Source organism: Pantoea sp. F_5 (assembly GCF_008631595.1).
Classification (GTDB): domain Bacteria; phylum Pseudomonadota; class Gammaproteobacteria; order Enterobacterales; family Enterobacteriaceae; genus Pantoea; species Pantoea gossypiicola.
Map to the genome: position 1 here is coordinate 203,643 of NZ_VWUO01000007.1, position 25,711 is coordinate 229,353.

General features: G+C 55.9%; 25 protein-coding genes. 14 read left to right on the forward strand and 11 right to left on the reverse strand.

What is annotated here, in order from left to right:
* Positions 1–173: 173 nt before the first annotated feature.
* The gene (locus F3I44_RS11700) at positions 174–737 is read left to right on the forward strand and encodes a VOC family protein (protein ID WP_150015298.1); all 564 of its coding nucleotides are present in this window, start codon (positions 174–176) and stop codon (positions 735–737) included.
* Here the strand turns inward: F3I44_RS11700 and F3I44_RS11705 are convergent.
* Positions 734–1,879 carry a MalY/PatB family protein gene (locus F3I44_RS11705; RefSeq protein WP_150015299.1) on the reverse strand — a complete coding sequence of 382 codons (1,146 nt, stop codon included), beginning with the start codon at positions 1,877–1,879 and terminating at the stop codon, positions 734–736. The genes F3I44_RS11700 and F3I44_RS11705 overlap by 4 nt on opposite strands.
* Positions 1,880–1,964: 85 nt before the next feature.
* Here F3I44_RS11705 and cutC point away from each other — a divergent pair, with 85 nt between their 5' ends.
* A complete protein-coding gene (gene cutC / locus F3I44_RS11710; protein WP_150015300.1) occupies positions 1,965–2,717 on the forward strand; it encodes a copper homeostasis protein CutC in 753 nt (250 codons plus the stop codon).
* Between the two features lie 450 nt (positions 2,718–3,167).
* Entirely contained in the window at positions 3,168–4,016 is an 849-nt protein-coding gene (locus F3I44_RS11720; RefSeq protein ID WP_150015302.1) for a hypothetical protein, read from the forward strand.
* 30 nt (positions 4,017–4,046) lie between these two features.
* On the opposite strand, the gene F3I44_RS11725 is transcribed toward F3I44_RS11720, so the two are convergent.
* Positions 4,047–5,144 carry a glycerol dehydrogenase gene (locus tag F3I44_RS11725; RefSeq protein ID WP_150015303.1) on the reverse strand — a complete coding sequence of 366 codons (1,098 nt, stop codon included), beginning with the start codon at positions 5,142–5,144 and terminating at the stop codon, positions 4,047–4,049.
* Positions 5,145–5,290: 146 nt separating this feature from the next.
* On the opposite strand from F3I44_RS11725, the gene F3I44_RS11730 reads away from it, so the two are divergent.
* A complete protein-coding gene (locus tag F3I44_RS11730; RefSeq protein ID WP_150015304.1) occupies positions 5,291–5,914 on the forward strand; it encodes a LysE family translocator in 624 nt (207 codons plus the stop codon).
* A gap of 4 nt (positions 5,915–5,918) precedes the next feature.
* On the opposite strand, the gene cmoB is transcribed toward F3I44_RS11730, so the two are convergent.
* From cmoB to F3I44_RS11750, 4 genes are all read right to left on the reverse strand, one after another.
* Positions 5,919–6,887 (reverse strand): tRNA 5-methoxyuridine(34)/uridine 5-oxyacetic acid(34) synthase CmoB, encoded by a 969-nt coding sequence (gene cmoB / locus F3I44_RS11735; RefSeq protein WP_150015305.1) that lies wholly within the window; start codon positions 6,885–6,887, stop codon positions 5,919–5,921.
* Positions 6,884–7,612, reverse strand: coding sequence for a carboxy-S-adenosyl-L-methionine synthase CmoA (gene cmoA, locus F3I44_RS11740; RefSeq protein ID WP_150015306.1), 729 nt, complete (start codon positions 7,610–7,612; stop codon positions 6,884–6,886). The genes cmoB and cmoA overlap by 4 nt, the downstream gene beginning before the upstream one ends.
* 81 nt (positions 7,613–7,693) lie before the next feature.
* Positions 7,694–8,089 carry an MAPEG family protein gene (locus tag F3I44_RS11745; protein ID WP_150015307.1) on the reverse strand — a complete coding sequence of 132 codons (396 nt, stop codon included), beginning with the start codon at positions 8,087–8,089 and terminating at the stop codon, positions 7,694–7,696.
* Between the two features lie 69 nt (positions 8,090–8,158).
* Entirely contained in the window at positions 8,159–8,980 is an 822-nt protein-coding gene (locus F3I44_RS11750) for a DUF72 domain-containing protein (protein WP_150015308.1), read from the reverse strand.
* Between the two features lie 211 nt (positions 8,981–9,191).
* Between F3I44_RS11750 and aspS the strand changes: the two genes are divergently transcribed.
* From aspS to ruvB, 6 genes are all read left to right on the forward strand, one after another.
* Positions 9,192–10,970: an aspartate--tRNA ligase gene (gene aspS / locus F3I44_RS11755; RefSeq protein ID WP_150015309.1), complete on the forward strand. Its 1,779-nt coding sequence runs from the start codon at positions 9,192–9,194 to the stop codon at positions 10,968–10,970.
* Entirely contained in the window at positions 10,970–11,401 is a 432-nt protein-coding gene (nudB, locus tag F3I44_RS11760) for a dihydroneopterin triphosphate diphosphatase (protein WP_150019423.1), read from the forward strand. The genes aspS and nudB overlap by 1 nt, the downstream gene beginning before the upstream one ends.
* 275 nt (positions 11,402–11,676) lie before the next feature.
* Complete coding sequence (locus F3I44_RS11765; protein ID WP_150015311.1) at positions 11,677–12,420, forward strand: YebC/PmpR family DNA-binding transcriptional regulator; 744 nt, start codon at positions 11,677–11,679, stop codon at positions 12,418–12,420.
* Between the two features lie 37 nt (positions 12,421–12,457).
* A complete protein-coding gene (ruvC, locus tag F3I44_RS11770; protein WP_150015312.1) occupies positions 12,458–12,985 on the forward strand; it encodes a crossover junction endodeoxyribonuclease RuvC in 528 nt (175 codons plus the stop codon).
* Between the two features lie 94 nt (positions 12,986–13,079).
* Positions 13,080–13,694: a Holliday junction branch migration protein RuvA gene (gene ruvA, locus F3I44_RS11775; RefSeq protein WP_150015313.1), complete on the forward strand. Its 615-nt coding sequence runs from the start codon at positions 13,080–13,082 to the stop codon at positions 13,692–13,694.
* A gap of 8 nt (positions 13,695–13,702) precedes the next feature.
* Positions 13,703–14,707 carry a Holliday junction branch migration DNA helicase RuvB gene (gene ruvB, locus F3I44_RS11780; protein WP_150015314.1) on the forward strand — a complete coding sequence of 335 codons (1,005 nt, stop codon included), beginning with the start codon at positions 13,703–13,705 and terminating at the stop codon, positions 14,705–14,707.
* Here the strand turns inward: ruvB and znuB are convergent, their stop codons facing one another.
* Positions 14,708–15,493 (reverse strand): zinc ABC transporter permease subunit ZnuB, encoded by a 786-nt coding sequence (gene znuB, locus F3I44_RS11785; protein WP_150015315.1) that lies wholly within the window; start codon positions 15,491–15,493, stop codon positions 14,708–14,710. It lies immediately after the preceding gene.
* On the reverse strand, positions 15,490–16,245 hold the full coding sequence (gene znuC / locus F3I44_RS11790) for a zinc ABC transporter ATP-binding protein ZnuC (RefSeq protein ID WP_150015316.1): 756 nt from the start codon (positions 16,243–16,245) through the stop codon (positions 15,490–15,492). Before znuC ends, znuB begins: the two co-directional genes overlap by 4 nt.
* Before the next feature lie 77 nt (positions 16,246–16,322).
* On the opposite strand from znuC, the gene znuA reads away from it, so the two are divergent.
* From znuA to lpxM, 3 genes are all read left to right on the forward strand, one after another.
* Entirely contained in the window at positions 16,323–17,270 is a 948-nt protein-coding gene (znuA, locus tag F3I44_RS11795; protein WP_150015317.1) for a zinc ABC transporter substrate-binding protein ZnuA, read from the forward strand.
* Positions 17,271–17,283: 13 nt separating this feature from the next.
* Positions 17,284–18,615 carry a murein DD-endopeptidase MepM gene (gene mepM, locus F3I44_RS11800; RefSeq protein WP_150015318.1) on the forward strand — a complete coding sequence of 444 codons (1,332 nt, stop codon included), beginning with the start codon at positions 17,284–17,286 and terminating at the stop codon, positions 18,613–18,615.
* Positions 18,616–18,740: 125 nt separating this feature from the next.
* Positions 18,741–19,715, forward strand: coding sequence for a lauroyl-Kdo(2)-lipid IV(A) myristoyltransferase (gene lpxM / locus F3I44_RS11805; protein WP_150015319.1), 975 nt, complete (start codon positions 18,741–18,743; stop codon positions 19,713–19,715).
* 352 nt (positions 19,716–20,067) lie between these two features.
* Here lpxM and F3I44_RS11810 read toward each other — a convergent pair whose 3' ends face one another.
* The 3 genes from F3I44_RS11810 to F3I44_RS11820 all read right to left on the reverse strand — a co-directional run bounded on the left by F3I44_RS11810 (position 20,068) and on the right by F3I44_RS11820 (position 23,813).
* Positions 20,068–21,300 carry an MFS transporter gene (locus tag F3I44_RS11810; protein ID WP_150015320.1) on the reverse strand — a complete coding sequence of 411 codons (1,233 nt, stop codon included), beginning with the start codon at positions 21,298–21,300 and terminating at the stop codon, positions 20,068–20,070.
* 84 nt (positions 21,301–21,384) lie between these two features.
* Positions 21,385–22,827: a pyruvate kinase gene (gene pyk / locus F3I44_RS11815; protein WP_013358162.1), complete on the reverse strand. Its 1,443-nt coding sequence runs from the start codon at positions 22,825–22,827 to the stop codon at positions 21,385–21,387.
* A gap of 107 nt (positions 22,828–22,934) precedes the next feature.
* Positions 22,935–23,813, reverse strand: a complete 879-nt coding sequence (locus F3I44_RS11820) for a MurR/RpiR family transcriptional regulator (RefSeq protein ID WP_190285951.1) — start codon at positions 23,811–23,813, stop codon at positions 22,935–22,937.
* Positions 23,814–24,177: 364 nt separating this feature from the next.
* On the opposite strand from F3I44_RS11820, the gene zwf reads away from it, so the two are divergent.
* On the forward strand, positions 24,178–25,653 hold the full coding sequence (zwf, locus tag F3I44_RS11825) for a glucose-6-phosphate dehydrogenase (protein WP_033732917.1): 1,476 nt from the start codon (positions 24,178–24,180) through the stop codon (positions 25,651–25,653).
* Positions 25,654–25,711 lie beyond the last annotated feature (58 nt).

Sequence of the window (25,711 nt, forward strand, 5' to 3'; positions counted from 1 at the left end):
AGGAACTCATGGTCCTAAACAGGAGATAAATCTGAAATGAAAGATGTTATTATACGGTTTTGCGTTAAATTCCGGTCCAAATAAGATGAATCTTACCATTTTGTGACGCGGGACACGCGGCGCACAATAAACCAGACTAATTATAAATGCTTAACAAATAGAGAGGAATCCCGGTGACTGAGCGATCTTTTCCGCCAGAATTGGATGATTTAAAGACAGATTTGGGACGCTTTGAAGAATCGTTGCAAAGTTTTGCGCAGAGACTGGGTTTGCGTCTTAACGATCTGGAAGTTGACCATATTTCGCTGCGTTGTCATCAGGACACGACGGCGATGCGCTGGCAGCAAGGCCTGCGGCAGATTGGGACTGAATTTTCAGCAGCGATGATTAACGGACGGCAGATTTGCCTGTTTAAACTAGATGATCCGCTGTTCGTGGCGGGCAGGCAGATTGATGTGGTTGAGCTGCCGTGGCCGGGTGAAAAGCGCTATCGTCATGAAGGCTGGGAGCATATTGAGGTGGTATTGCGCGGCGATCATCAGACGCTGGGCATGCGCGCGATGGCATTGCTTTCCGATGACGCGCTGACGCAGCCGGGTATTTCATTTAAAACCAGCTCACCGCAGGGCGAGAATGAGCGTCTGCCCAATCCGACCCTGGCGGTAACGGATGGGCAGACGACAATCAAGTTTCACCCATGGCGACTGGAAGAGATTGTCGCCAGCGAGCAGAACTAGATACGGGCGGCTACTGCGCGCTTCAGGCGCGCAACGGCCTCATCCAGCAGTGCACGGGTGCAGCCGAAATTGAGCCGGACAAACTGGTCATTACCAAACTCACGTCCGGCCGATAAACCCAGTCCGTGCTTCTCAAAATAGAGAGCAGGGCTGGCCACACCCAGCGCACTGGCGTCGATCCAGGCCAGATAGGTCGCCTCCGGCGTGGCGACGGACAAGCCGCTCATTTTATTGACCTGTGATACCAGCCAGTCACGATTACTGCGCAGGTAGATATTCTGCGCCTGCAGCCAGGGTTCACCTTCGCGCCATGCTGCTGCAGCAGCGATCAGCGCAAGAATATCCACATCCGGCACAATCCCGCGTCGCATCCGGTTAAAGCGCGCGCGCAGTTCGGCATTGGGGATAATGGCGATGGACGCACCCAGGCCGGCAATGTTAAAGCTCTTGGAGGGTGACATCAGTGTCACACTGCGCTGCGCGGCATCTTCACTCAGCGACGCAAACGGAATGTGTTCAGCGCCCGGTTCCAGCAGCAGATCGCTGTGGATCTCGTCGGAACAGACGATCAGATTGTGCTTCTGCGCAAATTCCAGCTGTGCCTGCAGTTCGTCGCGGCGATAAACGGTACCGCCCGGGTTCTGCGGATTACACAGCATTAACAGCCGCTCTTTGCCGGTGAGCTGATCTTCAGCCGCATCCATATCCACTACCCAGCGCCCCTGTTGCAGCGTCAGCGGCAAACTGAGCTGACCCCGTTCTGCCAGTTTTGCCGAACCGCGAAACGGCGGATAGATGGGCGTGGGGGCAATCGTCAGCTCGTCCGGTGCGGTAAACGCACGCACGGCGAGATTCAGTCCACAGACCACGCCAGGCAAAACTACAATCCACTCCGGATTAACGTGCCACTGATAGCGTGAGGCGAGCCACGCTATCGCACTGTCGATAAATTCAACCGGCGTATCGCCATAACCAAAAATCCCATGCGCGGCGCGGGTCTTAATTGCGTCGATGACACAGTCAGGCGATCGGAAATCCGTATCTGCCACCCACAACGGCAGAATGTCCTGGTCCGCATATTTGTTCCATTTAAGGCTATCGCTGTGACGACGGTCTATCCGTTGGTCGAAATTGAATGTCATAGTTAACTTTCCCGGTAAACTCATTCCAGCAGCCAGACTAACTGATGAATCTGCCTTGAACCAGAGTCATGTAAAGGAGAAGAGAATGACCACACTGGAAATTTGCTGCTATGGCGTGGATTGCGCCGTGACCGCACAACAGGCGGGCGCTGATCGGGTTGAACTTTGTGCTGCACCGCGTGAAGGCGGCCTGACGCCGTCGGCGGGGATGCTGAACGCCGCCCGGCGCGAGGTTTCGATTCCGGTTCATCCTATTGTCCGGCCACGGGGTGGCGATTTTTGTTATACCGCACGTGAATTTGAGGCGATGAAATCGGATGTGGCGTTAATCCGTGAACTTGGATTTCCCGGTCTGGTGATTGGGATGCTGGATGAGGACGCCCATATTCATGAGGGGCAGATGCGACAGATTATGGCGCTGTGTGACGGTCTGGCGGTGACCTTCCATCGCGCCTTCGATCTCTGTCACAGCCCTAAGCGCGCACTGGAAGCGTTAACGGATTTGGGGGTGGCGCGCATTCTGACATCCGGTCAGCAGCAGAGCGCTGAAAATGGAATTGCATTACTTCGGGAACTAAATGAGACCAGTACCGGTCCTATCATTATGGCGGGTGCGGGCGTGCGTCTCAGCAACCTGCAAAAGTTTCTCGACATGGGGATTGATGAAGTCCACAGCTCGGCCAGCCGCCTGATGGCGTCACCGATGCGTTACCGCAAAGCGGGCGTCTCCATGTGTTCTGAAGCCGAAACCGACGAGTTCAGCCGCTATTGTGTCGACGGCGACGTGGTTGAGGCGATGAAAAGCGTGATGCAGATGAGCACCGTTCGGGTTGCCTGAACCACAACAGATTTTGCCGCGCAGCACGCCGATCATTGACGTGGTGTTTGCAAGTACCAAACCCCAGTATGCTTGCTGGGGTTCTTTTTGTGTAAAACCTGCTGCTCGCACCGGTTCTCTGCCGCATTTAGTGCCAGGTTGCTCATCATCTCACCTTCGCTTACCTCGCTTGAACAGACGATCATATCGGACTTCAGTTTATCCCCCGCAGCCGGTCAGCCTGGTAAACCGGCATGACAGGCATGAGCAGCCGTCGTTCAACTGAATTTTTCACTGCCATCCAGGACTTTTACTGCTGAGACCCACGCAAACCGCCGGGCTATCCGTTACGCTTACATCACCGCACCGCTTCAGGCATAACCCCGGGCGGCAGCTTCAATTCATCACCGATTGCCGCTGTTTTTCACGGCAGGGTTTACACTTACAGCAACGTTGCCCGGAACTGACCCTATGAATCGCAATCAGAGTGCCGCTCTCATCCTTTTGCTGTCCGTGCTGTGCAGCAGCTACGCTGCGGCCAGCGCATGCCGCGCTGACAACGACGCCGTGGCCAACAGCAACAACCTGATTTTGCTGGGCGGCAATGCGAAAGGCGCAGTGAAGCAAGTGATTGCAGGTGAATTTGGCAAAGATGTGAATTCGCAAAAGCGGGTGCTGGGTCAGTTTGACGCCTGTGGCGATCTCACGGTAGCTGACGTCAGCTACGACAAAAGTGAACGCAACGTGATCCTCAGCATGGAGCAACACATTGCCAGGGTACAGGGCGGCTGGGTGGCGGAATATGCGTATCTGGTCAAAGTGCTGAAAGAGGGCAAAGAAGTCGTTGTTGATAACCGGCAGGGAACGATTAACTGGCAGAAAGGCCAGCATGGCAATATTACCAGCGCCTCCGACAGATTTACCAGCATGGGTAAAACCGGCTTTACCGACACCACCTATCGCTACGATCGCCAGCTACGACTGGAGAAGAGTGTGGCACGTGGCAGCGATCCGCTGACTAACGGCGAGTTCCACTACCACTGGAATCCAAAGGGCCTGGTGACGCGCACCACCTCCGCCCGGAGAACTGACGAATACACCTACGACCCCCAGTGGCGTGAAGTGCGGCTTAACGGCACGGCGACCACACCGCTGAGCACCATCCGGTCGGTCGATGAGTGTCAGTCCTGGGATGAGGTCGGCAACTGTACCCTGAGCTATCTGCATGAAACCGAAATCTTCACGCGTGGCACCATCGAGCGCCATCTCAGTTCCGCCTACAAATATGAGTACTGGGATCAGCCTGCGGCAGAAGAGTAACAGGCGATCGAATGATCGCCTGTTGGCGGTTTATTTCACCGTCTGACTAAAAGCATCCAGCGCCAGCAGGGCGTTGGCGATATCTTCCGGTGACAAATGAGGGTTAAGGTTTTTCAGCGTATCACCCTCACTGTTCGCCAGTGCCCCCACTTTCACCAGATTCTCCCAGCTTTCATTTTCCAGATGCATTTCACGCAGCGTGGTCGGCATGTTGATAGAGCGATAGAAACGGATATAGCGCGCAATTTCCTCGTCCGGACGCTGCTCAAGCACCATCTGCGTCAGTGTGCCATAGGCGACTTTCTCGCCGTGGGTCAGATGATGGATATCGCCATCAATGGCGGTAAAACCATTATGAATAGCGTGGGCGGCTGCCAGCCCGCCGTTTTCAAAGCCCAACCCCGAGAGCAGCGTGTTCGCCTCAACCACGGCTTCCACTGCGGGGGTGACCCGTTTTTCGGTAACGGCGATATAGGCGCTGTATCCCCACTTAAGCAGTGTTTCTTCGCAGGCGCGGGCAATCGCCAGACCGGCAAGGGTCGGATCGCCGCTGACCATGGATTTAGCATGGGACCGCGCCACTGCCTGCGCTTCAACCCAGGTGGCCAGGCCATCAGCAATGCCGGAGGCAAAGAGCCGTGCAGGCGCACTGGCGCAGACTGCGGTATCCACCAGCACCAGGTCGGGATTTTTGCTGTAGAAGCGATAGCTCTCAAATACGCCGTTGTCAGAGTAGATCACTGACAGCGCGCTACAGGGGGCATCGGTGGAGGCAATGGTCGGCACAATCGCCACCGGCTGTTTAAGTTCGTCCGCCACCGCCTTAACCGTATCCAGCGTTTTGCCGCCGCCCAGCCCGACAACCACGTTACAGCCCTGGCTCTTCGCCAGCGCACTGAGACGGGTGATCTCATTACTGGAGGCCTCGCCGTTAAACTGCTGCCAGCTGAATTTCACCCCGGCGGATTGCAATGTCTGTTGTGTGCGTTCGCCAATCAGCTTCCAGACAACGTCATCCGCCACCAGAAAAGCCTGATCGCCCAGTTCAGTCAGGTAGGTTCCCAGCTCATCCAGCACACCTGCACCCTGCACATATTTACGGGGTGATGAAAAAATAAATTTACTCATAACCACATCTCCTTAATATGAATGGTTCGACCCGATCCAGCCTGGCACAATCCGCTCAGCGTGGCAGGTGATCCCGCACATGACTGCGCCATGGGCTGTTAAGCTGCCTGAACGCCCCTGGCCGGGAGAGATAACGGAGAATCATCATGAGCGCCACGCTCTTTTCATTTCTGTTTGCGATAACCATTCTGACACTCACACCTGGATTTGATACCGCGCTCGTGCTGCGTACCGCCATTGCGCAGGGCTGGCAGCGTGCCTGGGCGACAGCCCTTGGCGTGACGCTGGGTTGTCTGCTCTGGGGCATCGCAGTTGGGCTGGGGTTGGGCGCGCTACTGATGGCCTCTGAGATCGCCTATAACCTGCTGAAGTGGATCGGTGCCGGCTGGCTGCTCTATCTGGGCATAAAGCTGCTGCTTAAGCCGCGTCAGCAATCCGTGGAGACAGCCGAACAGCCTGCACAACCGCAGGGCTATCTGGCTTGCTTCAGTCGGGGATTAATGGGAAATCTGCTGAATCCGAAAATTGGCGTGTTTTACGTCACTTTTCTGCCGCAGTTTATCCCGGCGGGCGCGTCGGTTGCGCTCTGGTGCACGCTGATGGCACTGACACACATGCTGCTGGGGCTGATCTGGAATGCGGTACTGATTGGCGGCAGCCACTATTTCGCCGGATATTTGCGAAAACCGACGGTGCTGAAGGGGATGGATCGCCTGACCGGTTGCGTATTTATTGGATTTGCGGCGAAACTGGCGTTGTCTCGCCGCTAAGGCATTAAGGTTTGGTTGCGACCAGTACGGCGCGCAGGGGAGTCGGATAGCCTTCAACTGTTTTGCTGGGGTCCTCGGGGTCGAGGAATTCCGCCAGCGACTCGCTGGTCATCCAATCGGTGCGGCGCTGCTCTTCGGTGGTGGTCAGAGCAAAATCGACAATCCGCACATCGACAAACCCGCTTTTTTCCAGCCAGCTTTTCAGCGCTTCCGCTGACGGGATAAAGAAGACATTGCGCATCTGGGCGTAGCGTTCACCGGGCACCAGCACCTGATTGACATCGCCGTCAATCACCAGCGTTTCCAGCACCAGCTCGCCTCCGCTCACCAGCTGATTTTTCAGCTGTAGCAGGTGATCCAGCGGGGAACGACGGTGATAGAGCACACCCATCGAAAATACGGTATCAAACGCCTGTAACGCCGGTAGTTGCTCAATACCCAGCGGCAGCATATGTGCCCGGCGATCGTCATTCAGCAGCTTACGCACTGCTTCGAACTGCACCAGGAACAGCTGCATTGGATCGATGCCGACCACCAAGTGTGCGCCCGCGCCAATCATCCGCCACATGTGGTAACCGCTGCCACAGCCCACATCCAGCACCGTCCGGCCCGCCAGCGGGGAGATGTGCGGCAGCACCCGTTCCCATTTCCAGTCAGATCGCCATTCAGTATTGATGTGGGTGCCGTAGAGGAAATAAGGCCCTTTGCGCCACGGCATCAGGTTACGCAGTAATTTCTCAATCCCCTGACGATGACGGTCGCTGATATCATCGCGGTCGGCGGTGACGCTGTGCAGCAGGTCCAGCTTTTGCGGTTCCAGCAGCGGCAGATACTCCAGCGACTTGTACCAGTCACGAAAGTGCCCGTGCAGGTTTTCACGTTGCCACTCACTGATTTGCGCCGGTAATACTTCCAGCCACTTCGCCAGTGGTCCCACTGCAATTTGCTGATAAAAACGGCCAAAGTCGATCATTTCAACGCCACCAGAGATCCAAAATTAAAGCACTGGAACCAGAGTTCGGCGTGCGAGAACCCGGCCTGTTTCAGGCGGGCTTTGTGCGCTTCAACGCTGTCTGTCAGCATCACGTTTTCCAGCATGCTGCGTTTCTGGCTGATTTCCAGCTCGCTGTAGCCATTGGCGCGTTTGAAGTCGTGATGCATGTTGAATAACAGCTCACCGACCTCGGCATCTTCAAAGCTGAACTTCTCCGACAGCACCAGCGCGCCGCCCGGTTTGAGTCCCTGCCAGATCTTTTCCAGCAGCGCCAGGCGTGCAGGCGGCTCCAGAAACTGCAGCGTGAAGTTGAGCACCACCAGCGAGGCGTCTTCAATCTCAATGTCGCAGATATCCGCTTCCAGCACCGTGACTGGCGTGTCAGCGCGAAACGCATCAAGATGTCGGCGGCAGCGCTCCACCATCGCAGGGGAGTTATCCACCGCGATGATCTGGCAACCTGGCACATGAATATTGCGGCGCACCGAAAGCGTGGCCGCGCCCAGCGAGCAGCCCAGGTCATAGACCCTGCTGTCCGGAGTCACAAAACGTTCTGCCAGCATGCCAATCATCGAAATGATGTTGGAGTAGCCCGGCACCGAGCGCTGAATCATGTCTGGAAAGACTTCAGCTACACGCTCGTCAAAAGTCCAGTCGCCCAGTTTTGCAATGGGCGCTGAGAAGAGTTGATCGCGGTCAGACATATCGAAAATCCGAAGAGACGACGGAAAGGGCGTTATTCTCGCAGAAAGTGGGGCGGGCTGCACCCCTTAACCCAGGCTGGTTTAATGGAGTGTCAGCACCAGCTCCCATGGCATATAGATCAGGTTGAAAATCACCATGCCGCACAGGGAAAACAGTGTCAGCAGCATGCCATATTTGCGGCCTGCCATGGCGCTGCTGCGCAATCCCCAGGCGTGCAGCAGGCGGCTGATAAAGAACAGCAGGCCGGTGAGATGCACCATCCAGATATCGGCACCGTTCATCTCCATCATCACCAGCAGAAACAGCGCCAGCGGAATGGTTTCGATGGCATTGCCATGAATGCGGATTGCCATTTTCAGGTCGTGATAGCCGCCATCGCCATATGCCACCCGGTAGAACCGGCGGTAACGCACCACGTCCAGCGTGAATTTCATTATCAGTAATGCACCTATCACCACATATAACGCGCTAACCATAGCCACTCCCGCGACTGTCCATAATGGTTCTATTCTAACGGGCGTGCAGCCCGCTGTCCTGTAACGCAATCAAAACAGTGACGTCTGTTGCGGCCAGTCGGGTCCGTTACCGATAGCCGGATCGATCTCCTGCAACTGCGGCCAGAGTGCCTGCACCAGCGGAAAAACCTGGCCCATATCGGGGGTGTGCAGAAACAGCATGGCGTCGCCCTGTTGCTGCCACTCAGCCAGCTTGGGACGCCAGATCTGAAACAGCGGCACGCTCTCGTCCACGCTGTCGCTGCCGATAAAGCGCACCATCGGCTGCGAGCCGGTTCGCAGAGCATGAGGCGGTACTTTCGGCTTCTGAGAACGCGCCACCAGCGCCGCCGGGCTTTGTGAGGTGGAGGCATGAACCGGACGGCTGTCGAGCATCACACGATTGATGCCACGCGCCAGCAGGCCCCGATTCAGTGACCGTTCCGCCTCGCCCTTGGTGAAGAAAGCCGGATGACGCACTTCAACGCCGTAGTGAAAACGGCGCGGTAGACTATCCAGAAAACGCCACAGGTCGTCGATCTGCGCCGGGGAGAAGCTGGCGGGCAACTGCAGCCAGTACTGACCGATGCGGTCGGCCAGCGGCTCCATCAGGCGCAGAAAATCGGTCAGCAGGTCGTCGCTATGCTGTAGCGCCGCCTGATGGCTGATGGTGTTGGGAAATTTGAAGCAGAAGCGAAATGCATCGTGCGTCATATCGCGCCAGCGCATCACCGTTTCCGCAGTTGGCAGCGCATAAAGCGTGGTATTTCCCTCTACACAGTGGAAGTAGCGGGCATAGTCCGCCAGGCTCTCAATACCCCAGCGTTTCCAGTGTGAATGCTGCCACTGGGGCAGGCCAATACGAAGTGTCACGCGCGCTCCTGGCTGCAGGTTAAGTGATCCCATTATCGACCAGGGTCAGGCTGAGGGGCAAATGCACACAGGAAATCGGCGCTTTGGCGCTGATCTGCTTATCCTGTCTGGCTTTTTCCATTATAATGGCCGCCATTTTTGCGACAGCATCGCATCAGGTAACGCGGCCGGATGCTGTCAGCTGCAGCGGCGAAGTTAAAAGGATAGTGTTATGCGTACAGAATATTGCGGACAGCTCAATCTGTCTCATGTGGGTCAGCAAGTCACGCTTTGCGGCTGGGTAAACCGCCGTCGCGATCTGGGCAGTTTGATTTTTATCGACATGCGCGACCGTGAAGGCATCGTGCAGGTGTTTTTTGATCCCGATCGTCAGGACGCATTTAAGCTGGCTTCTGAACTGCGTAACGAATTCTGCATCCAGATCACCGGTACCGTGCGCGCACGCGATGAGAAGAACAAGAACAGCGACATGGCAACCGGTGAAGTCGAAGTGTTTGCCCAGGCACTGACCATCATTAATCGCTCTGAGCCCCTGCCGCTGGACTCGAATCAGACCAACAGCGAAGAAGCGCGCCTGAAATACCGCTATCTGGATCTGCGTCGCCCTGAGATGGTAACGCGTCTGAAAACCCGCGCAAAAATCACCAGCTTTGTCCGTCGCTTTATGGATGACGAAGGGTTCCTGGATATCGAAACCCCTATGCTGACCAAGGCGACGCCAGAAGGCGCGCGCGACTATCTGGTGCCAAGCCGGGTTCACAAAGGCAAATTCTATGCGCTGCCGCAGTCACCACAGCTGTTCAAACAGCTGCTGATGATGTCCGGCTTTGACCGCTACTATCAGATCGTAAAATGCTTCCGCGATGAAGATTTACGAGCCGATCGCCAGCCAGAGTTTACCCAGATCGACGTAGAAACCTCCTTTATGACCGCGCCACAGGTGCGTGAAATCATGGAGCGTTTAATCCGCAATCTGTGGCAGGACGTGCAGGGCGTGGATCTCGGTGAGTTCCCGCAGATGACCTTTGCGGAAGCGATGCATCGCTACGGTTCCGATAAGCCGGATCTGCGTAACCCGATGGAGCTGGTGGACGTTGGCGACCTGCTGAAAAATGTGGAGTTCCAGGTCTTCTCTGGCCCGGCTAACGACGAAAAGGGCCGTGTTGCCGCGCTGCGCGTACCGACCGGTGCGCAGCTAAGCCGTAAGCAGATTGATGAATATGGCAAATTCGTGGAGATTTACGGCGCGAAAGGGCTGGCGTGGATGAAGGTTAACGTCCGTGCCGATGGTCTGGAAGGCGTGCAGAGCCCGGTTGCCAAATTCCTGAATGCAGAGATCGTTGAAGGCATTCTGAGCCGCACCGGCGCGCAGGATGGCGACATCATCTTCTTTGGTGCTGATCGCGCCAAAGTGGTTGCTGACGCCCTGGGTGCGCTGCGCCTGAAAGTGGGCCGCGAGCTGAACATCACCGATGAGAAAGCCTGGGCACCGCTGTGGGTGATTGACTTCCCGATGTTCGAAGAGGACGAGGAAGGCGGTCTGGCTGCCATGCACCATCCGTTCACTGCGCCAAAAGAGATGAGCGCAGAAGAGCTGGCAGCCGATCCGACCCGTGCCGTGGCGAATGCCTATGACATGGTGATCAACGGTTATGAAGTGGGCGGTGGTTCAGTGCGTATCCACAACGGTAAAATGCAGCAGACGGTGTTCAGCATTCTGGGTATTGAAGAGCAAGAGCAGCGCGAGAAGTTTGGCTTCCTGCTGGATGCGCTGAAGTTCGGTACACCACCGCATGCGGGCCTGGCTTTTGGTCTGGATCGCCTGACCATGCTGCTGACCGGGACAGACAACATTCGTGACGTTATCGCGTTCCCGAAAACCACGGCGGCAGCCTGCATGATGACCGAAGCGCCAAGCGAAGCGAACCCGGCTTCTCTGCTGGAGCTTGGCATCCAGGTGGTTAAAAAAGAAAAGCCTGAGAATAAATAATGGGCTATAAACACCCGGTTTCAGTGCTGGTCGTCATTTCGGCGCGCGATACTGGCCGGGTGCTGATGCTGCAGCGGCGTGACGATCCCACGTTCTGGCAGTCGGTGACCGGCAGCCTGGAAGCGGGTGAGTCACCGCTGGCAACCGCGTGTCGTGAGGTGGAGGAAGAGGTCGGCATTAACGTGCTGGCTGAGCGGCTGGAAATAGAAGATTGTCAGCGTCAGATCGACTTTGAAATCTTCCCCCATTTCCGCCATCGCTATGCTCCGGATGTCACCCATAATCACGAGCACTGGTTTCGCCTGCAACTGCCGGAAGAGCGGGAAATTACGCTGACCGAGCATCTGGCGTTTCGCTGGCTGGCACCCGCTGACGCTGCAGCATTAACCCGATCATGGAGTAACCGCCAGGCAATTGAAGAATTTATCTGAATGCTCGCCATCGCCCGGTATTCCGGCGGCGGATAGATTAAATTTTATGAATCTGGTGAGTTTTAACAGGACTACACCAACCTATTGAACAGTCAGGCGTCATCCTCGCCACGAAATTGTTCACCGTCAGCGCGACATCCCCTGCGTACACCGCTACGTGAGGATGATGCACTAAGCTCGCCCATTGAGGGCAGACGGTTTTTTAAAAAACCGACGGTAGATAAGCTCGCAGCCAGGAGAGTCTGCACCCTGTAAAAGATCGGAGAAAAGTTAACATGGCAGGACACAGTAAGTGGGCAAACACCAAACATCGTAAGGCAGCGCAGGATGCCAAGCGCGGCAAAATTTTCACCAAAATCATTCGTGAACTGGTGACGGCGGCCAAGCTGGGCGGTGGCGATCCGGGTTCCAACCCGCGTCTGCGTGCAGCGATGGATAAAGCGCTGGCCAACAACATGACCCGTGACACCATGGATCGCGCCATCGCGCGCGGTGTGGGTGGCGAAGACAACGCCAACATGGAAACCATCATTTATGAGGGTTACGGTCCTGGCGGCTCAGCCATCATGATTGAATGCCTGAGTGATAACCGTAACCGTACCGTAGGCGAAGTGCGTCACGCCTTCACCAAAACCGGCGGCAACCTGGGCACCGACGGCTCCGTGGCTTACCTGTTCAACAAGAAAGGCGTCATCTCCTTCGCGCCAGGTCAGGATGAAGACGCGGTGATGGAAGCCGCACTGGAAGCGGGCGGCGAAGACATCGTCACCTATGATGACGGTGCGATTGATGTCTTTACCGCCTGGGAAGAGATGGGCACCGTGCGTGATGCACTGGAAGCCGCTGGCCTGAAAGCGGATACCGCAGAAGTGGCAATGATCCCGACCACCAAAGCGGAAATGGATGCGGAAACCGCACCGAAACTGCTGCGTCTGATCGACATGCTGGAAGATTGCGATGATGTGCAGGAGGTTTATCACAACGGTGAGATCTCCGATGAGGTGGCGGAAACGCTGTAATGGCGTTTATCGTCACAGCGTTAACCGGAGAGGCGTAATGTCGATTATTCTGGGTATTGATCCCGGTTCACGCATCACCGGTTATGGTGTTATTCGTCAGACTGGCCGCCAGCTCACCTACCTGGGCAGCGGCTGTATCCGCACTAATACCACCGAATTGCCCGCCCGCCTGAAGCTGATTTATGCGGGCGTGTGCGAAATCATCACGCAGTTTTCTCCCGATTTCTTCGCTATTGAACAGGTGTTTATGGCGAAGAACGCAGACTCAGCGCTAAAGCTCGGCCAGGCACGCGGTGTCGCGATTGTTGCTGCGGTAAACCACGATCTGCCCGTGTTTGAGTATGCCGCCCGTCAGGTAAAACAGACGGTGGTGGGCATCGGTAGCGCCGAGAAAAGTCAGGTGCAGCACATGGTGAGAACTCTGCTGAAGCTGCCAGCAAACCCGCAGGCGGATGCCGCCGATGCGCTGGCTATAGCCATTACTCACTGTCACGTAGCGCAGAACGCCGCGCGCATGAGTGACAGTAAGCTGGTGTTGACGCGCGGACGGTTGCGCTCAGGTTAGGACACCGCACAGAACACACGCTCAGGCTGGATATTCATCCAGCCTTTTTTATGTTATAAAATCCGCCACATTCGTTAGTTAAGGAAGCATTCAGGTGATAGGTCGTTTACGGGGCAACATTCTGGAAAAGCAGCCGCCACTGGTGCTGCTTGAGGCACACGGCGTAGGCTATGAAATTCACATGCCCATGACCTGTTTTTATGAACTGCCTGAACTTCAGCACGAAGCGGTGATTTTTACCCACTTTGTCGTGCGTGAAGATGCCCAGTTACTGTTTGGTTTTAACAGCAAGCAGGAGCGTGCACTGTTTCGCGAACTGATTAAAGTGAATGGCGTCGGACCCAAGCTGGCACTGGCGATCCTCTCCGGCATGTCGGCGCAGCAGTTTGTTACTGCGGTAGAAAAAGAAGAGATCGCGTCACTGGTGAAACTGCCAGGCGTAGGCAAGAAGACCGCTGAGCGTCTGGTCGTCGAGATGAAGGACCGCTTCAAAGGGATGCACGGCGACCTGTTTGGCGGCGATTCGGCCTTTACGCTCACCACGCCGAGCGCCGAGCCGGAAACCAACGATGCGGAATCCGAAGCGGTTGCAGCGCTGGTATCGCTGGGGTATAAACCGCAGGAAGCGAGCCGTATGATCAGTAAAGTCGGTCGACCGGATGCGGATTGTGAAACCCTGATCCGCGAAGCGCTCCGCGCCGCCATTTGAGGTAAGTCATGATAGAAGCCGACCGCCTGGTCTCTGCTGCCAGCATTAACGAAGAAGAGATAATCGATCGTGCCATTCGCCCGAAGATGCTTACCGAGTATGTCGGTCAGCCGCAGGTGCGTGAGCAGATGGAGATATTCATCAAGGCCGCACAGCTGCGTGGCGATGCGCTGGATCATCTGCTGATCTTCGGTCCGCCAGGCCTGGGGAAAACCACGCTGGCGAACATCGTGGCCAACGAGATGGGCGTTAACCTGCGTACCACCTCGGGTCCGGTGCTGGAGAAGGCAGGCGATCTGGCGGCGATGCTGACCAACCTTGAACCCCATGACGTGCTGTTTATCGATGAGATCCATCGCCTGTCACCGGTGGTGGAAGAGGTGCTCTATCCGGCAATGGAAGACTATCAGCTGGATATCATGATCGGTGAAGGCCCGGCGGCACGTTCGATTAAGCTCGATCTGCCGCCGTTTACCCTGATTGGTGCCACCACTCGTGCAGGCTCGCTGACCTCGCCGCTGCGCGATCGCTTTGGCATTGTGCAGCGTCTGGAGTTCTATCAGGTTAAAGATCTGCAGCACATCGTAGGACGCAGTGCCGCCTGTCTGGGCCTGGCGCTGAGTGATGAAGGGGCGTTAGAGATCGCCCGTCGTGCGCGCGGCACACCGCGTATCGCCAACCGCCTGCTGCGCCGGGTACGTGACTTCGCTGAAGTACGGGCTAATGGTGATATGAGCGGTGAGGTCTCCTGCAGCGCACTGGATATGCTTAACGTCGACAGCGAAGGGTTCGATTATATGGACCGTAAACTGCTGCTGGCGATTATCGACAAGTTTATGGGTGGGCCGGTAGGGCTGGATAACCTGGCTGCCGCGATTGGTGAAGAGCGTGAGACCATCGAAGATGTGATTGAACCCTTCCTGATTCAGCAAGGCTTCATTCAGCGCACGCCGCGTGGCCGTCTGGCCACGCAGCATGCTTATCGCCACTTCGGCATTGCGCGCGAAGAGTAATTACATAGCCGGTCTGCGCACCATGCTGAAGATAAACAGGATGGCGGCGCAGAGCACCACGGACGGCCCGGCAGGTGTGTCGTAAAACGCAGAGAAGGTGAGACCGCCGGTGACGGCGATCACCCCGATGACCACGGCGACGGCCGCCATGCCCTCCGGCGAGCGCACAAAACGACGTGCGGTGGCAGCCGGAATGATCAGCAGTGAGGTGATGATCAGCGCACCCACAAACTTCATCGCCACCCCAATCGTCAGCGCCGTGACCAGCATCAGAATCAGCCGGGTTCGCTGGATATTTACGCCATCCACCTGCGCCAGTTCCGGGCTGATGGTCATCGACAGCAGCGAGCGCCACTGCCACGCCATCACCAGCAGCACAATCACCACGCCGGCACCCATCACCCAGAGGTCATCTGGCGTGACCGCCAGCAGGTCGCCAAACAGATACGCCATAAGATCGACGCGCACGTTCTTCATCAGGCTGACGACGACCAGGCCCAGCGACAGCGCGCTGTGCGCCATGATGCCCAGCAGGGTATCGATAGCCAGATGCGGACGACGCTCCAGCCAGACCAGTCCCAGTGCCAGGCAGACCGTGACCAGAATCACTGCGTAGTAGGGGTTCACGTTCAGCAGCAGGCCAAAGGCTACGCCGAGCAGAGACGCGTGCGCCAGGGTATCGCCAAAGTAGGACATCTTACGCCAGACCACAAACGAACCCAGCGGTCCGGCAGCCAGCGCTAACATCACACCACCTATCCAGCCCGGTAATAACAACTCAATCATGATGAACTCTGTCCTTTGCGTAAAACGATGCGTCCCTGAAGGTCGTGACGATGATTATGATGATGACGGTAAATAGCCAGCTCCTGCGCGCCACGCGGGCCAAACATCGCGATGAATTCGGGATGCTGGGAGACCGCTTCCGGCGTGCCCGAACAGCAGATGTGATGATTGAGACACAACACTTCATCCGTTTTCGCCATCACCAGATGGAGATCGTGGGAAACCATCAGCACGCCGCAGTTCAATTCCACGCGTAACTGATTGATCAGGTCATACAGGGCAACCTGACCGTTCACATCTACTCCCTGCGTCGGTTCATCCAGCACCAGCAACTGAGGCTGATTAAGCAGGGCGCGCGCCAGCAGCACACGCTGAGTTTCACCGCCGGAGAGCTTCTGCAACGGGGAGTTGAGCAGATGGCCTGCCTGCACGCGTTTCAGGGCCGGCATAATCTCCGCGTGTTTGCTGCCACGGGTCAGACGCATAAAGCGTTCAACTGTCACCGGCAGGGTGGGATCGATGTGCAGCTTCTGTGGCACGTAGCCGATACGCAGAGCAGGATCACGCTGAACGGAACCGCTCGCAGGGGCGAGCAGGCCGAGCACCACACGCACCAGAGTAGATTTTCCGGCACCGTTGGGACCCAGCAGGGTGAGAATGCGGCCAGGCTGCAACGCCAGGCTGACGCCTGATAACACATTGCGCTGGTTAAACTTTATCGAAACGTTATCGAGTGTGACAAGTGAGGTCATAGTATTTACAGGTTGCACAGAATTTCGAATGTTATAATATCACATTCCACCTCATGGTCACGATGGAATGACGCAATATGTTACATAATAAAAAGGGCACAATTTTCGCCCTGACGGCTTTATCTGTTTCAGCTTTATTAACCCTTCCTGCTCAGGCAAATGTCGTGGCTTCACTCAAACCGGTAGGTTTTATCGCCGCGGCCATTGCTGATGGCGTTACACCGGTTGAGGTGCTGCTGCCGGACGGCGCGTCCGAACACGATTACGCCCTGCGACCATCTGATGCAAAACGCTTAAAAAACGCGGACTTAGTTGTCTGGGTCGGGCCAGAAATGGAAGCCTTTATGGCGAAGTCTGCGGCTGAACTTCCGGCTCAAAAAAACCTCGCGATGGTGAACATCGACGGGGTGAAACCGTTATTGATTAGCGGTGGTGAAGATGAAGATGAACACGCAGCGGAAAAATCCGAAGATCAGGATGCTGAAGCTCATCATCACCATCACGGCGAGTTTAATATGCACCTGTGGTTGTCGCCAGAGATTGCGCACAAAACCGCGGTTGCAATCCATAGAAAATTATTGGAACTTATGCCGCAAGATAAAGCCAAACTTGACGCCAACCTCCAGCAGTTTGAGGTAGCTTTGGCAGACACGGACAAACGCGTCAGCGCACAACTTGCTCCGGTCAGAAATAAAGGATATTTCGTTTTTCACGACGCTTACACGTACTTTGAAAAACACTACGGTCTTTCGCCCACCGGGCACTTTACCGTCAATCCTGAAATTCAACCGGGCGCTCAGCGTTTACACCAGATACGAACACAGTTGGTTGAGCAAAAGGCGGTCTGCGTCTTTGCTGAGCCACAATTCAGACCAGCAGTCATCGATGCTGTCTCCCGCGGAACACAGGTGCGTAAAGGCACACTCGATCCCCTGGGCACAGACATCAGCTTAGCCAAAGACAGCTATGTGAAATTCCTCTCACAACTGTCGAGCCAGTATGAAAGTTGCCTGAATGGAGCATGAGGAATAGGTAAAAGTGCAGCAGATAGCCCGCTCTGTCGCCCTCGCATTTAATAATTTGCCGCGCCCCCACCGCGTAATGCTGGGTTCTTTAACTGTAGTGACTCTGGCCGTCGCAGTCTGGCGGCCCTACGTTTATCATCCCACCGATGATGTCACGCCCATCGTTAAGAACATTGAACTGGATAAGAACACGCTTCGCACGCTGTTGCCGGAAGCCAGTGAGCCGATCGATCAGAGCACACCGGAACCGGACGAAGAGCTGCCTGCGGATGATGTCGATACCGACGTGCCGGATACGGCAGGGGTGCACGACTACACCGTTTCATCCGGCGATACCCTGAGCAGTGCCCTGAATCAGTATGGCATCGACATCGGTGACATCAATGCGCTGGTGATGAGCGACCGCGATCTGCGTAATCTGCAGGTTGGTCAGCAGCTGAGCTGGACGCTGGATGATGATGGCGGCCTGAAAACCCTGAGCTGGGAAATTTCCCGCCGTGAAACCCGCACCTATGAGCGCACCCCAGCGGGTGGTTTTAAGATGGATGCGGAGATGCAGAAGGGCGAATGGCGCAACAGCGTGATGCAGGGTGAAGTGCGCGGCAGTTTTGCCGCCAGCGCCACGCGTGCAGGGCTGAGCAGTACCGAAGCCCGCGCGGTGATCAAAGCAATGCAGTGGCAGATGGACTTCCGTAAGCTGCGTGCCGGTGACCAGTTCAGCGTTCTGATGTCCCGCGAAATGCTGGATGGTAAGAGTGCGCAGAGTCAGTTACTGGGTGTGCGCCTGCGCAGCGGTGGCAAAGACTATTACGCTTTCCGCGCCGAAGATGGCAAGTTCTACGATCGCAGTGGCTCTGGTCTGGCTCGTGGCTTTATGCGCTTCCCGACGGTTAAGCAGTATCGTGTCTCCTCCAACTTTAATCCGCGTCGTCTTAACCCGGTAACCGGCCGCATTGCGCCGCACAAAGGCGTCGACTTTGCGCTGCCAGTCGGAACGCCAGTGCTGGCGGTAGGTGATGGTGAGATTGTCGTGGCGAAGAACGGCGGAGCCGCGGGTAACTATGTTGCTATCCGCCATGGCCGTCAGTATATGACGCGCTATATGCACATGAAAAAAGTGCTGGTGAAACCAGGTCAGAAAGTGAAACGTGGCGACCGTATTGGACTGTCCGGCAACACCGGGCGCTCTACCGGGCCGCATCTGCATTTCGAAATCTGGATCAATAACCAGGCGGTTAACCCATTAACGGCGAAGCTGCCGCGCATGGAAGGTCTGACCGGCAAAGATCGCAGCGATTATATGGCACAGGTGAAATCCTGGCTGCCTCAGCTGGGTCTGAAGTAAGCGAATTTCGTCAAATCGCGCAAAAACCGACGGCTTCTCCGTCGGTTTTTTGCTATCTGGCGCAGGATGATTGCAAATTTTCAGGTCGTCACTATCATAAGCCGGTCATTGCTTGAGGCGAGTGCATGGAAACCCGTAAAAAAAATAACACTGAATTTATTCCCGTTTTTGAACGTTCTTTTCTCAAACCTAAGTACTGGGGCAGCTGGCTGGCAATCGGTGCGCTGGCGGGTCTGGCTTATTTACCGCCAAAATTACGCGATCCGCTGCTGGGCCGGTTAGGTCGGTTTGCCGGTAAGCTGGCAAAGGGCGCACGCCGCCGCGCGCTGATTAATCTCTATTATTGCCTGCCGGAACTCAGCGAAGAGCAGCGCGCCACGCTGGTCGATGAGATGTTTGCGACAGCGCCGCAGGCGATGACAATGATGACCGAGCTGGTATTACGCGATCCTGCACGCATCCGACAGCGCGTTGAGTGGCATGGTCGTGAAATCATCGATCAGATGAAAGCTGAGCAGCAGAATGTGATTTTCCTGGTGCCACACGGCTGGGCGGTAGATATTCCTGCCATGCTGCTGGCGTCAGAAGGCCAGAAGATGGCGGCCATGTTCCACAATCAGAGCGACCCGCTGCTGGACTATGCCTGGAACACTGCCCGTCGCCGCTATGGTGGCCGGATGCATGCCCGCAACGACGGCATTAAGCCGTTTATCAGTTCAGTACGTCAGGGCTACTGGGGCTACTATCTGCCCGATCAGGATCACGGTGCCGAGCACAGCGAATTTGTCGATTTCTTCGCGACCTACAAGGCGACATTGCCAGCGGTAGGCCGGCTGATGAAGGTGTGTCGTGCCCGCGTGGTGCCGCTGTTTCCGGTTTATAACAGCGTAACGCATAAGCTTGAGATTTATGTGCGTCCGCCGATGGACGATTTGCGTGAGGCCGACGATCACCAGCTGGCTCGCCGGATGAATGAAGAGGTGGAAGTGTTCGTTCGCCCGCATCCCGAGCAGTACACGTGGATTCTTAAGCTGCTTAAGACCCGCAAAGAGGGTGACATCGAACCCTATTCGCGCAAAGAGCTTTATCCACGCAAATAGCAGAAAGGCCGCGAAAGCGGCCTTTTTATTATCACTTAATCGCTGGATCTGGGTGAATCTGAAAGCGGCGAATAAACTTAAAGCGCAGGGAACACGGGCAGAGGAGGAAAGCGTCCCGCGCCCCGGATGGCGCGGGACGAGCGGCCAGGGATGGCTTAAGCGCCTTTCCGATCTGACCGTGTTCCCTAAGCATTTTCGAACATACCGCTAACCAAACCCGACGTACCAAAAAGGCCGCTTTCGCAGCCTTTTATGATGCGAATAAAAGAGCTGGCTCAGGAAGCATATCCCCTGCGCAAAGACGCAAACCGCCATCCGTGGCATGCTCAGCGCAGACGATTACGCAGCTTTGTTATAACGCCTCCAGCCTGCTGCGACGTTTGCGCTCACGCATAAACAGGGTCACGAGACCAAACCACAGCACGCCGCTGATAAAGTTAATCAGACAGAACCACAACGTGCCGCCGCTGAAGTAGCCACTTTTCGCCAGTTCAATTCCCACCGCCAGCGTCAGAATACTGATCATCCCCAGCATTGCCGCCACGCTGCCTTTGCCTTCGTCGCTGGCGTAAAGCGTCAGGCGATAGAGTCCGGCATTCACCATCCCCGCGCCAAAGGCGTAAAGGCTCAGGCCAGCCGTGATGAGCAGATAACCGTGGCTGTTGAGCAGGCTTGCCAGCAGCGCCAGGCTCAGGCCAATCAGAATCGGCCAGGCGGCGAACTTCACCGGCTGTTCAATCGGCACCCGTCCGGCCAGCTTACTCAGCGTCAGGTTACCGGCAATCATCGCCAGAAACACCGGCAACTGCAGCAGGGCATACTGCATGCGAGACAGACCTTCGTCATGCATCAGGATCACCGGTGACAGAGCGACCCAGGTGAGGATGGGGATAAACACCAGCCCGATAGCAAATGATCCGAACATCACCAGCCGGTCTTTCATCAGTCGGCCATAGTTACGCGCCAGATTCGGCAGGGCAATGGAGTGACTGCGATCGCCTGCAGTTTCGGGCATTACACGCCACAGCACCACCAAAGCCACCAGGCTGCAGGCGGCAAACAGCCAGAACATACTGCGCCAGCTGGCCACGGTGAGCCAGGCGGCACCGGCCAGTGGGCCTGCCAGCGGAGCCAGCAGCGCTACGTTGGCCATCAGCGCCATCATGCGCACCGCCAGCGCCTCATCAAAGGCTTCCTGAATCGCGGCATAGCCGACCGCGCCAATAAAGCAGAGACTGATGCCCTGAATAAAGCGCAGGCTGACAAATTCTTCAATCGAACTGACCCAGTGGGTCAGTATGCAGGCGACGGCAAAAAACAGGATGCCGGAAAGCATCACGGGTCGCCGGCCAAACTTATCGGAGAGTGGACCCAGCAGCCATTGCAGCACCACGCCACCAATCAGGTAAGCGGTCAGTGACGTAGATACCCATTCCGGGCCAACAGAGAACTCGCTGGTGACGATCAGCATGCCGGGCTGAATCATGTCGTGAGCGATATAGGTCGCAAACTCGAACAGCACTAACGCCAGAGGAAAAAGTAAAATTCGGCCGGTAAGCTGGCTGATGGGCTGGAAACGGGGCATCTTGCCTCCTTGTCAGAAAAGAAAACGCGACTGGCAGGCAGTCGCGTTGTTAATTCTACACCGACAATGTAGACGGGGGCGCAATTAATCCACGCGCAACACTCGAGTCGTGTTGGTGGTGCCGGTGGCACCCATCACATCACCCTGCGTCACGATGACCAGGTCGCCAGATACCAGGAAACCTTTATCACGCAGCAGGTTAACCGCGTCGTGTGCGGCCGCGACACCGTCATTGTTACTGTCGAAGAACACCGGCGTCACACCGCGATAGAGCGCGGTAAGATTGAGCGTGCGTTCATGGCGAGACATCGCAAAGATCGGCAGGCCCGACGTGATACGTGAGGTCATCAGCGGAGTACGGCCCGACTCAGTCATGGTGATGATCGCAGTAACGCCCTGCAGATGGTTTGCAGCGTACATGGAAGACATGGCGATCGCTTCTTCAACATTGTCGAACTGCACATCCAGACGGTGCTTGGAGACGTTGACGCTTGGGATTTTCTCTGCGCCCAGGCAGACCTTCGCCATCGCCGAAACGGTTTCTGCCGGATACTGACCCGCTGCGGTTTCCGCAGAGAGCATCACGGCATCGGTACCATCCAGCACGGCGTTCGCCACGTCCATGACTTCTGCGCGGGTTGGCATCGGGTTCGTGATCATCGACTCCATCATCTGCGTCGCCGTAATGATGGTGCGGTTAAGCTGACGTGCACGACGAATTAATGCTTTCTGAATGCCGACCAGTTCCGGATCGCCAATCTCTACGCCCAGGTCGCCACGCGCAACCATCACCACGTCTGATGCCAGAATGATGTCATCCATCGCTTCCTGGCTGGCAACCGCTTCGGCACGTTCCACTTTAGCGACCAGCTTAGCGTCACAACCCGCTTCACGCGCCAGACGACGCGCCAGATTCATATCTTCGCCACAGCGTGGGAAGGAGACGGCCAGATAATCGACGCGGATCTTAGCGGCCGTGATGATGTCTGCCTTGTCTTTTTCGGTCAGCGCTTCAGCTGACAGGCCGCCGCCCAGCTTGTTGATGCCTTTGTTGTTCGACAGCGGGCCGCCCACGGTGACCTCGGTGAAGACTTTCGTATCCTGAACTTCCAGCACCTTCAGCTGTACGCGGCCATCATCCAGCAGCAGGATATCGCCCGGCACCACATCTTCAGGCAGACCTTTGTAGTCGATACCGACGCGCTCTTTATCGCCTTCGCCTTTGCCCAGGCTGGCATCCAGCAGAAAACGGTCGCCGATATTCAGGAAAACTTTGCCTTCTTTAAATGTCGAAACACGAATTTTTGGACCCTGAAGGTCACCGAGGATAGCCACGTGGCGGCCCAGTTTTGCGGCAATCTCACGCACTTTATCGGCACGTAGCTGATGGTCTTCTGGCGTGCCGTGAGAGAAGTTGAGTCGTACAACGTTCGCACCGGCAGCGATGATTTTTTCGAGGTTATTATCACGATCGGTGGCCGGGCCGAGGGTTGTTACGATTTTGGTTCTTCTGAGACGTCTTGACATCGAGGACTCCGTAAACATTTAAGCGTGTCCGGGTCTGTGGACACAGCATGGTTATCTATTCTATACGATCGACGGGTTGTGATACGACTCACATTGTAAATGTGATGTTAATTTTTTTGCTGATCACTCTCTTCCCGAATGGTGTTCTTTTCGTAACGCGACGCTTTCAACGCCTCTTTCACGCGTTTCAGGTTTTCCCGGAAGGGGGCACCCCGTTCCAGGGTAAAACCGGTCGCCAGCACATCGATCACGGTTAACTGCGCCAGGCGCGACACCATCGGCAAATAGACATCCGTATCTTCCGGTACATCAAGCACTAAAGCTATCGCTGCTTCATGGGCAAGGGGTGAATCGGGAGAGGTGATGGCAATAACGGTGGAACCGTTTACACGGGCCAGGCGAGCCAGTTCTACCATATTTTTTGTGCGTCCAGTATGCGAAATGAGAACAAAAACGTCACCGGCTCGACTATTTATGCAACTCATGCGCTGGATCACAATATCGTCCGACCAGATAACCGGCAGGTTAAAGCGCAGGAATTTGGTAAAGGCGTCATGCGCCACGACCGCGGATGCCCCCAGCCCGAAAAAGGCGAGTTTGTCGGCCTGCGCAAGCAGGGTGACGGCCTGTTGCAACTGCGTGCTGTTTAGCTGATCGCGCACCCGCTGCAGTCCAGCCAACGCCGAGTCGAAGATCTTGTGGCTGTAGTCCTCCACACTGTCGTCATCCTCCACACCCCGGCTGACCCAGCTGCTGCTTTTCACCAGGCTCTGCGCCAGCTGCAGTTTAAAGTCAGGAAAGCCGCGGGTACCCAGGCGATGGCAGAAGCGGTTTACGGTGGGTTCACTTACGCCGGCAACACCTGCCAGCGTCGCAATACTGGAGTGCATCGCCGTCTGGGGGGCAGCCAGAATCTGCCGGGCGACTTTCTGTTCCGCTTTGCTCAGCGCAGCGAACTGCGCCTCAATTTTTTCCAGCATATTCATAAGCCGATGACCATTATCGCTTTTATCAATTTCAATTATCACTGTCGCAGGAGCCGATTAACAGCGACTATATCGCGTCAGCACCCGGCAAGCGCAACGGCTGGCAAGTCTGACACCCCTTTTTTCGGGATACTTTGACCGGTGCCAGATTTTTCTGACACCCGCAGACACAGAAAAAACCGGCAATCCGCACGTGTCATCACACGCGTTTAGCGCATCCGGTACAGAGTTAATGCGGTAGACCCGGCGAGTCGGTTTACCTGGCGCGGGGAAAAAAGTACATTGTGCTGAAAGAAAATAATAACCTGGACCCGGTGGCAGAGGATGCATCACCACCGGACTATCCTGCAACGAGGAGAGGAAAATGGCGGTAACACAAACAGCCCAGGCATGCGATCTGGTGATTTTCGGTGCCAAAGGCGATCTTGCACGCCGTAAACTGTTGCCTTCACTGTATCAGTTAGAGAAAGCGGGTCAGATCCACGAGGAAACCCGCATTATTGGTGTCGGCCGTGCCGAGTGGGATAAAGCGGAATACACCAAAGTGGTACGTGAAGCGCTGGAAACCTTCATGAAGGAGAAGATTGACGAAGCGCTGTGGGACAAACTCAGCAATCGTCTCGACTTCTGCAACCTCGATGTTAATGACACCACGCATTTCCCGAAACTGGGCAAGATGCTGGATCAGAAAAACCGCACCACCATTAACTACTTTGCGATGCCGCCGAGCACCTTTGGCGCGATCTGTCAGGGACTGGGCACCGCGAAGCTGAATGCGAAACCGGCGCGCGTCGTGATGGAGAAGCCGCTGGGTACCTCACTGGAAACCTCTCAGGAGATCAACGATAGCGTTGGCGAATATTTTGATGAGAGCCAGGTATTCCGTATCGACCACTATCTCGGCAAAGAGACCGTGCTTAACCTGCTGGCGCTGCGCTTTGCAAACTCTATCTTCGTAAATAACTGGGATAACCGCACCATCGACCACGTACAGATTACTGTGGCCGAAGAAGTGGGAATCGAGGGCCGCTGGGGTTACTTCGATAAAGCGGGTCAGATGCGTGACATGATTCAGAACCACCTGTTGCAGATTCTGACCATGATCGCCATGTCACCGCCGTCCGATCTCAGCGCCGACAGCATCCGTGACGAAAAAGTTAAAGTGTTGCGCTCGCTGCGCCGCATCGACCAGACCAACGTGCGTGAGAAAACCGTACGCGGTCAGTACACTGCGGGCTTTGTTCAGGGTAAAAAAGTGCCGGGCTACCTGGAAGAAGAGGGAGCCAATAAAACGAGCGCTACGGAGACTTTCGTCGCGATTCGTGTTGATATCGACAACTGGCGCTGGGCAGGCGTGCCGTTCTACCTGCGTACCGGTAAGCGTTTACCGACCAAGTGTTCTGAAGTGGTGGTCTACTTTAAAAACCCTGAGATGAACCTGTTCAAAGATTCTTACTCAGAGCTGCCGCAGAATAAGCTGACCATTCGTCTGCAGCCGGACGAGGGCGTGGATATCGAGATCCTCAACAAAGTGCCAGGCCTCGATCACAAGCACAAGCTGCAGACTACCAAGCTGGATCTGAGTTACTCCGAGACGTTCAACCAGTCGCACCTTGCCGATGCTTACGAGCGTCTGCTGCTGGAGAGCATGCGCGGTATTCAGGCGCTATTTGTGCGTCGCGATGAAGTTGAAGCCGCATGGACCTATGTCGATTCCATTATCGAAGCCTGGGCAGCGGATGGCGACTCTTCCAAGCCGTATCAGGCTGGCACCTGGGGCCCGGTGGCCTCGGTAGCGATGATCACCCGCGATGGCCGCTCGTGGAACGAGTTTGAATAATAGCAGTGATGATGAAGCCCGCAACGCGGGCTTTTTTTTTGCCTTTGCACCGGGCCAG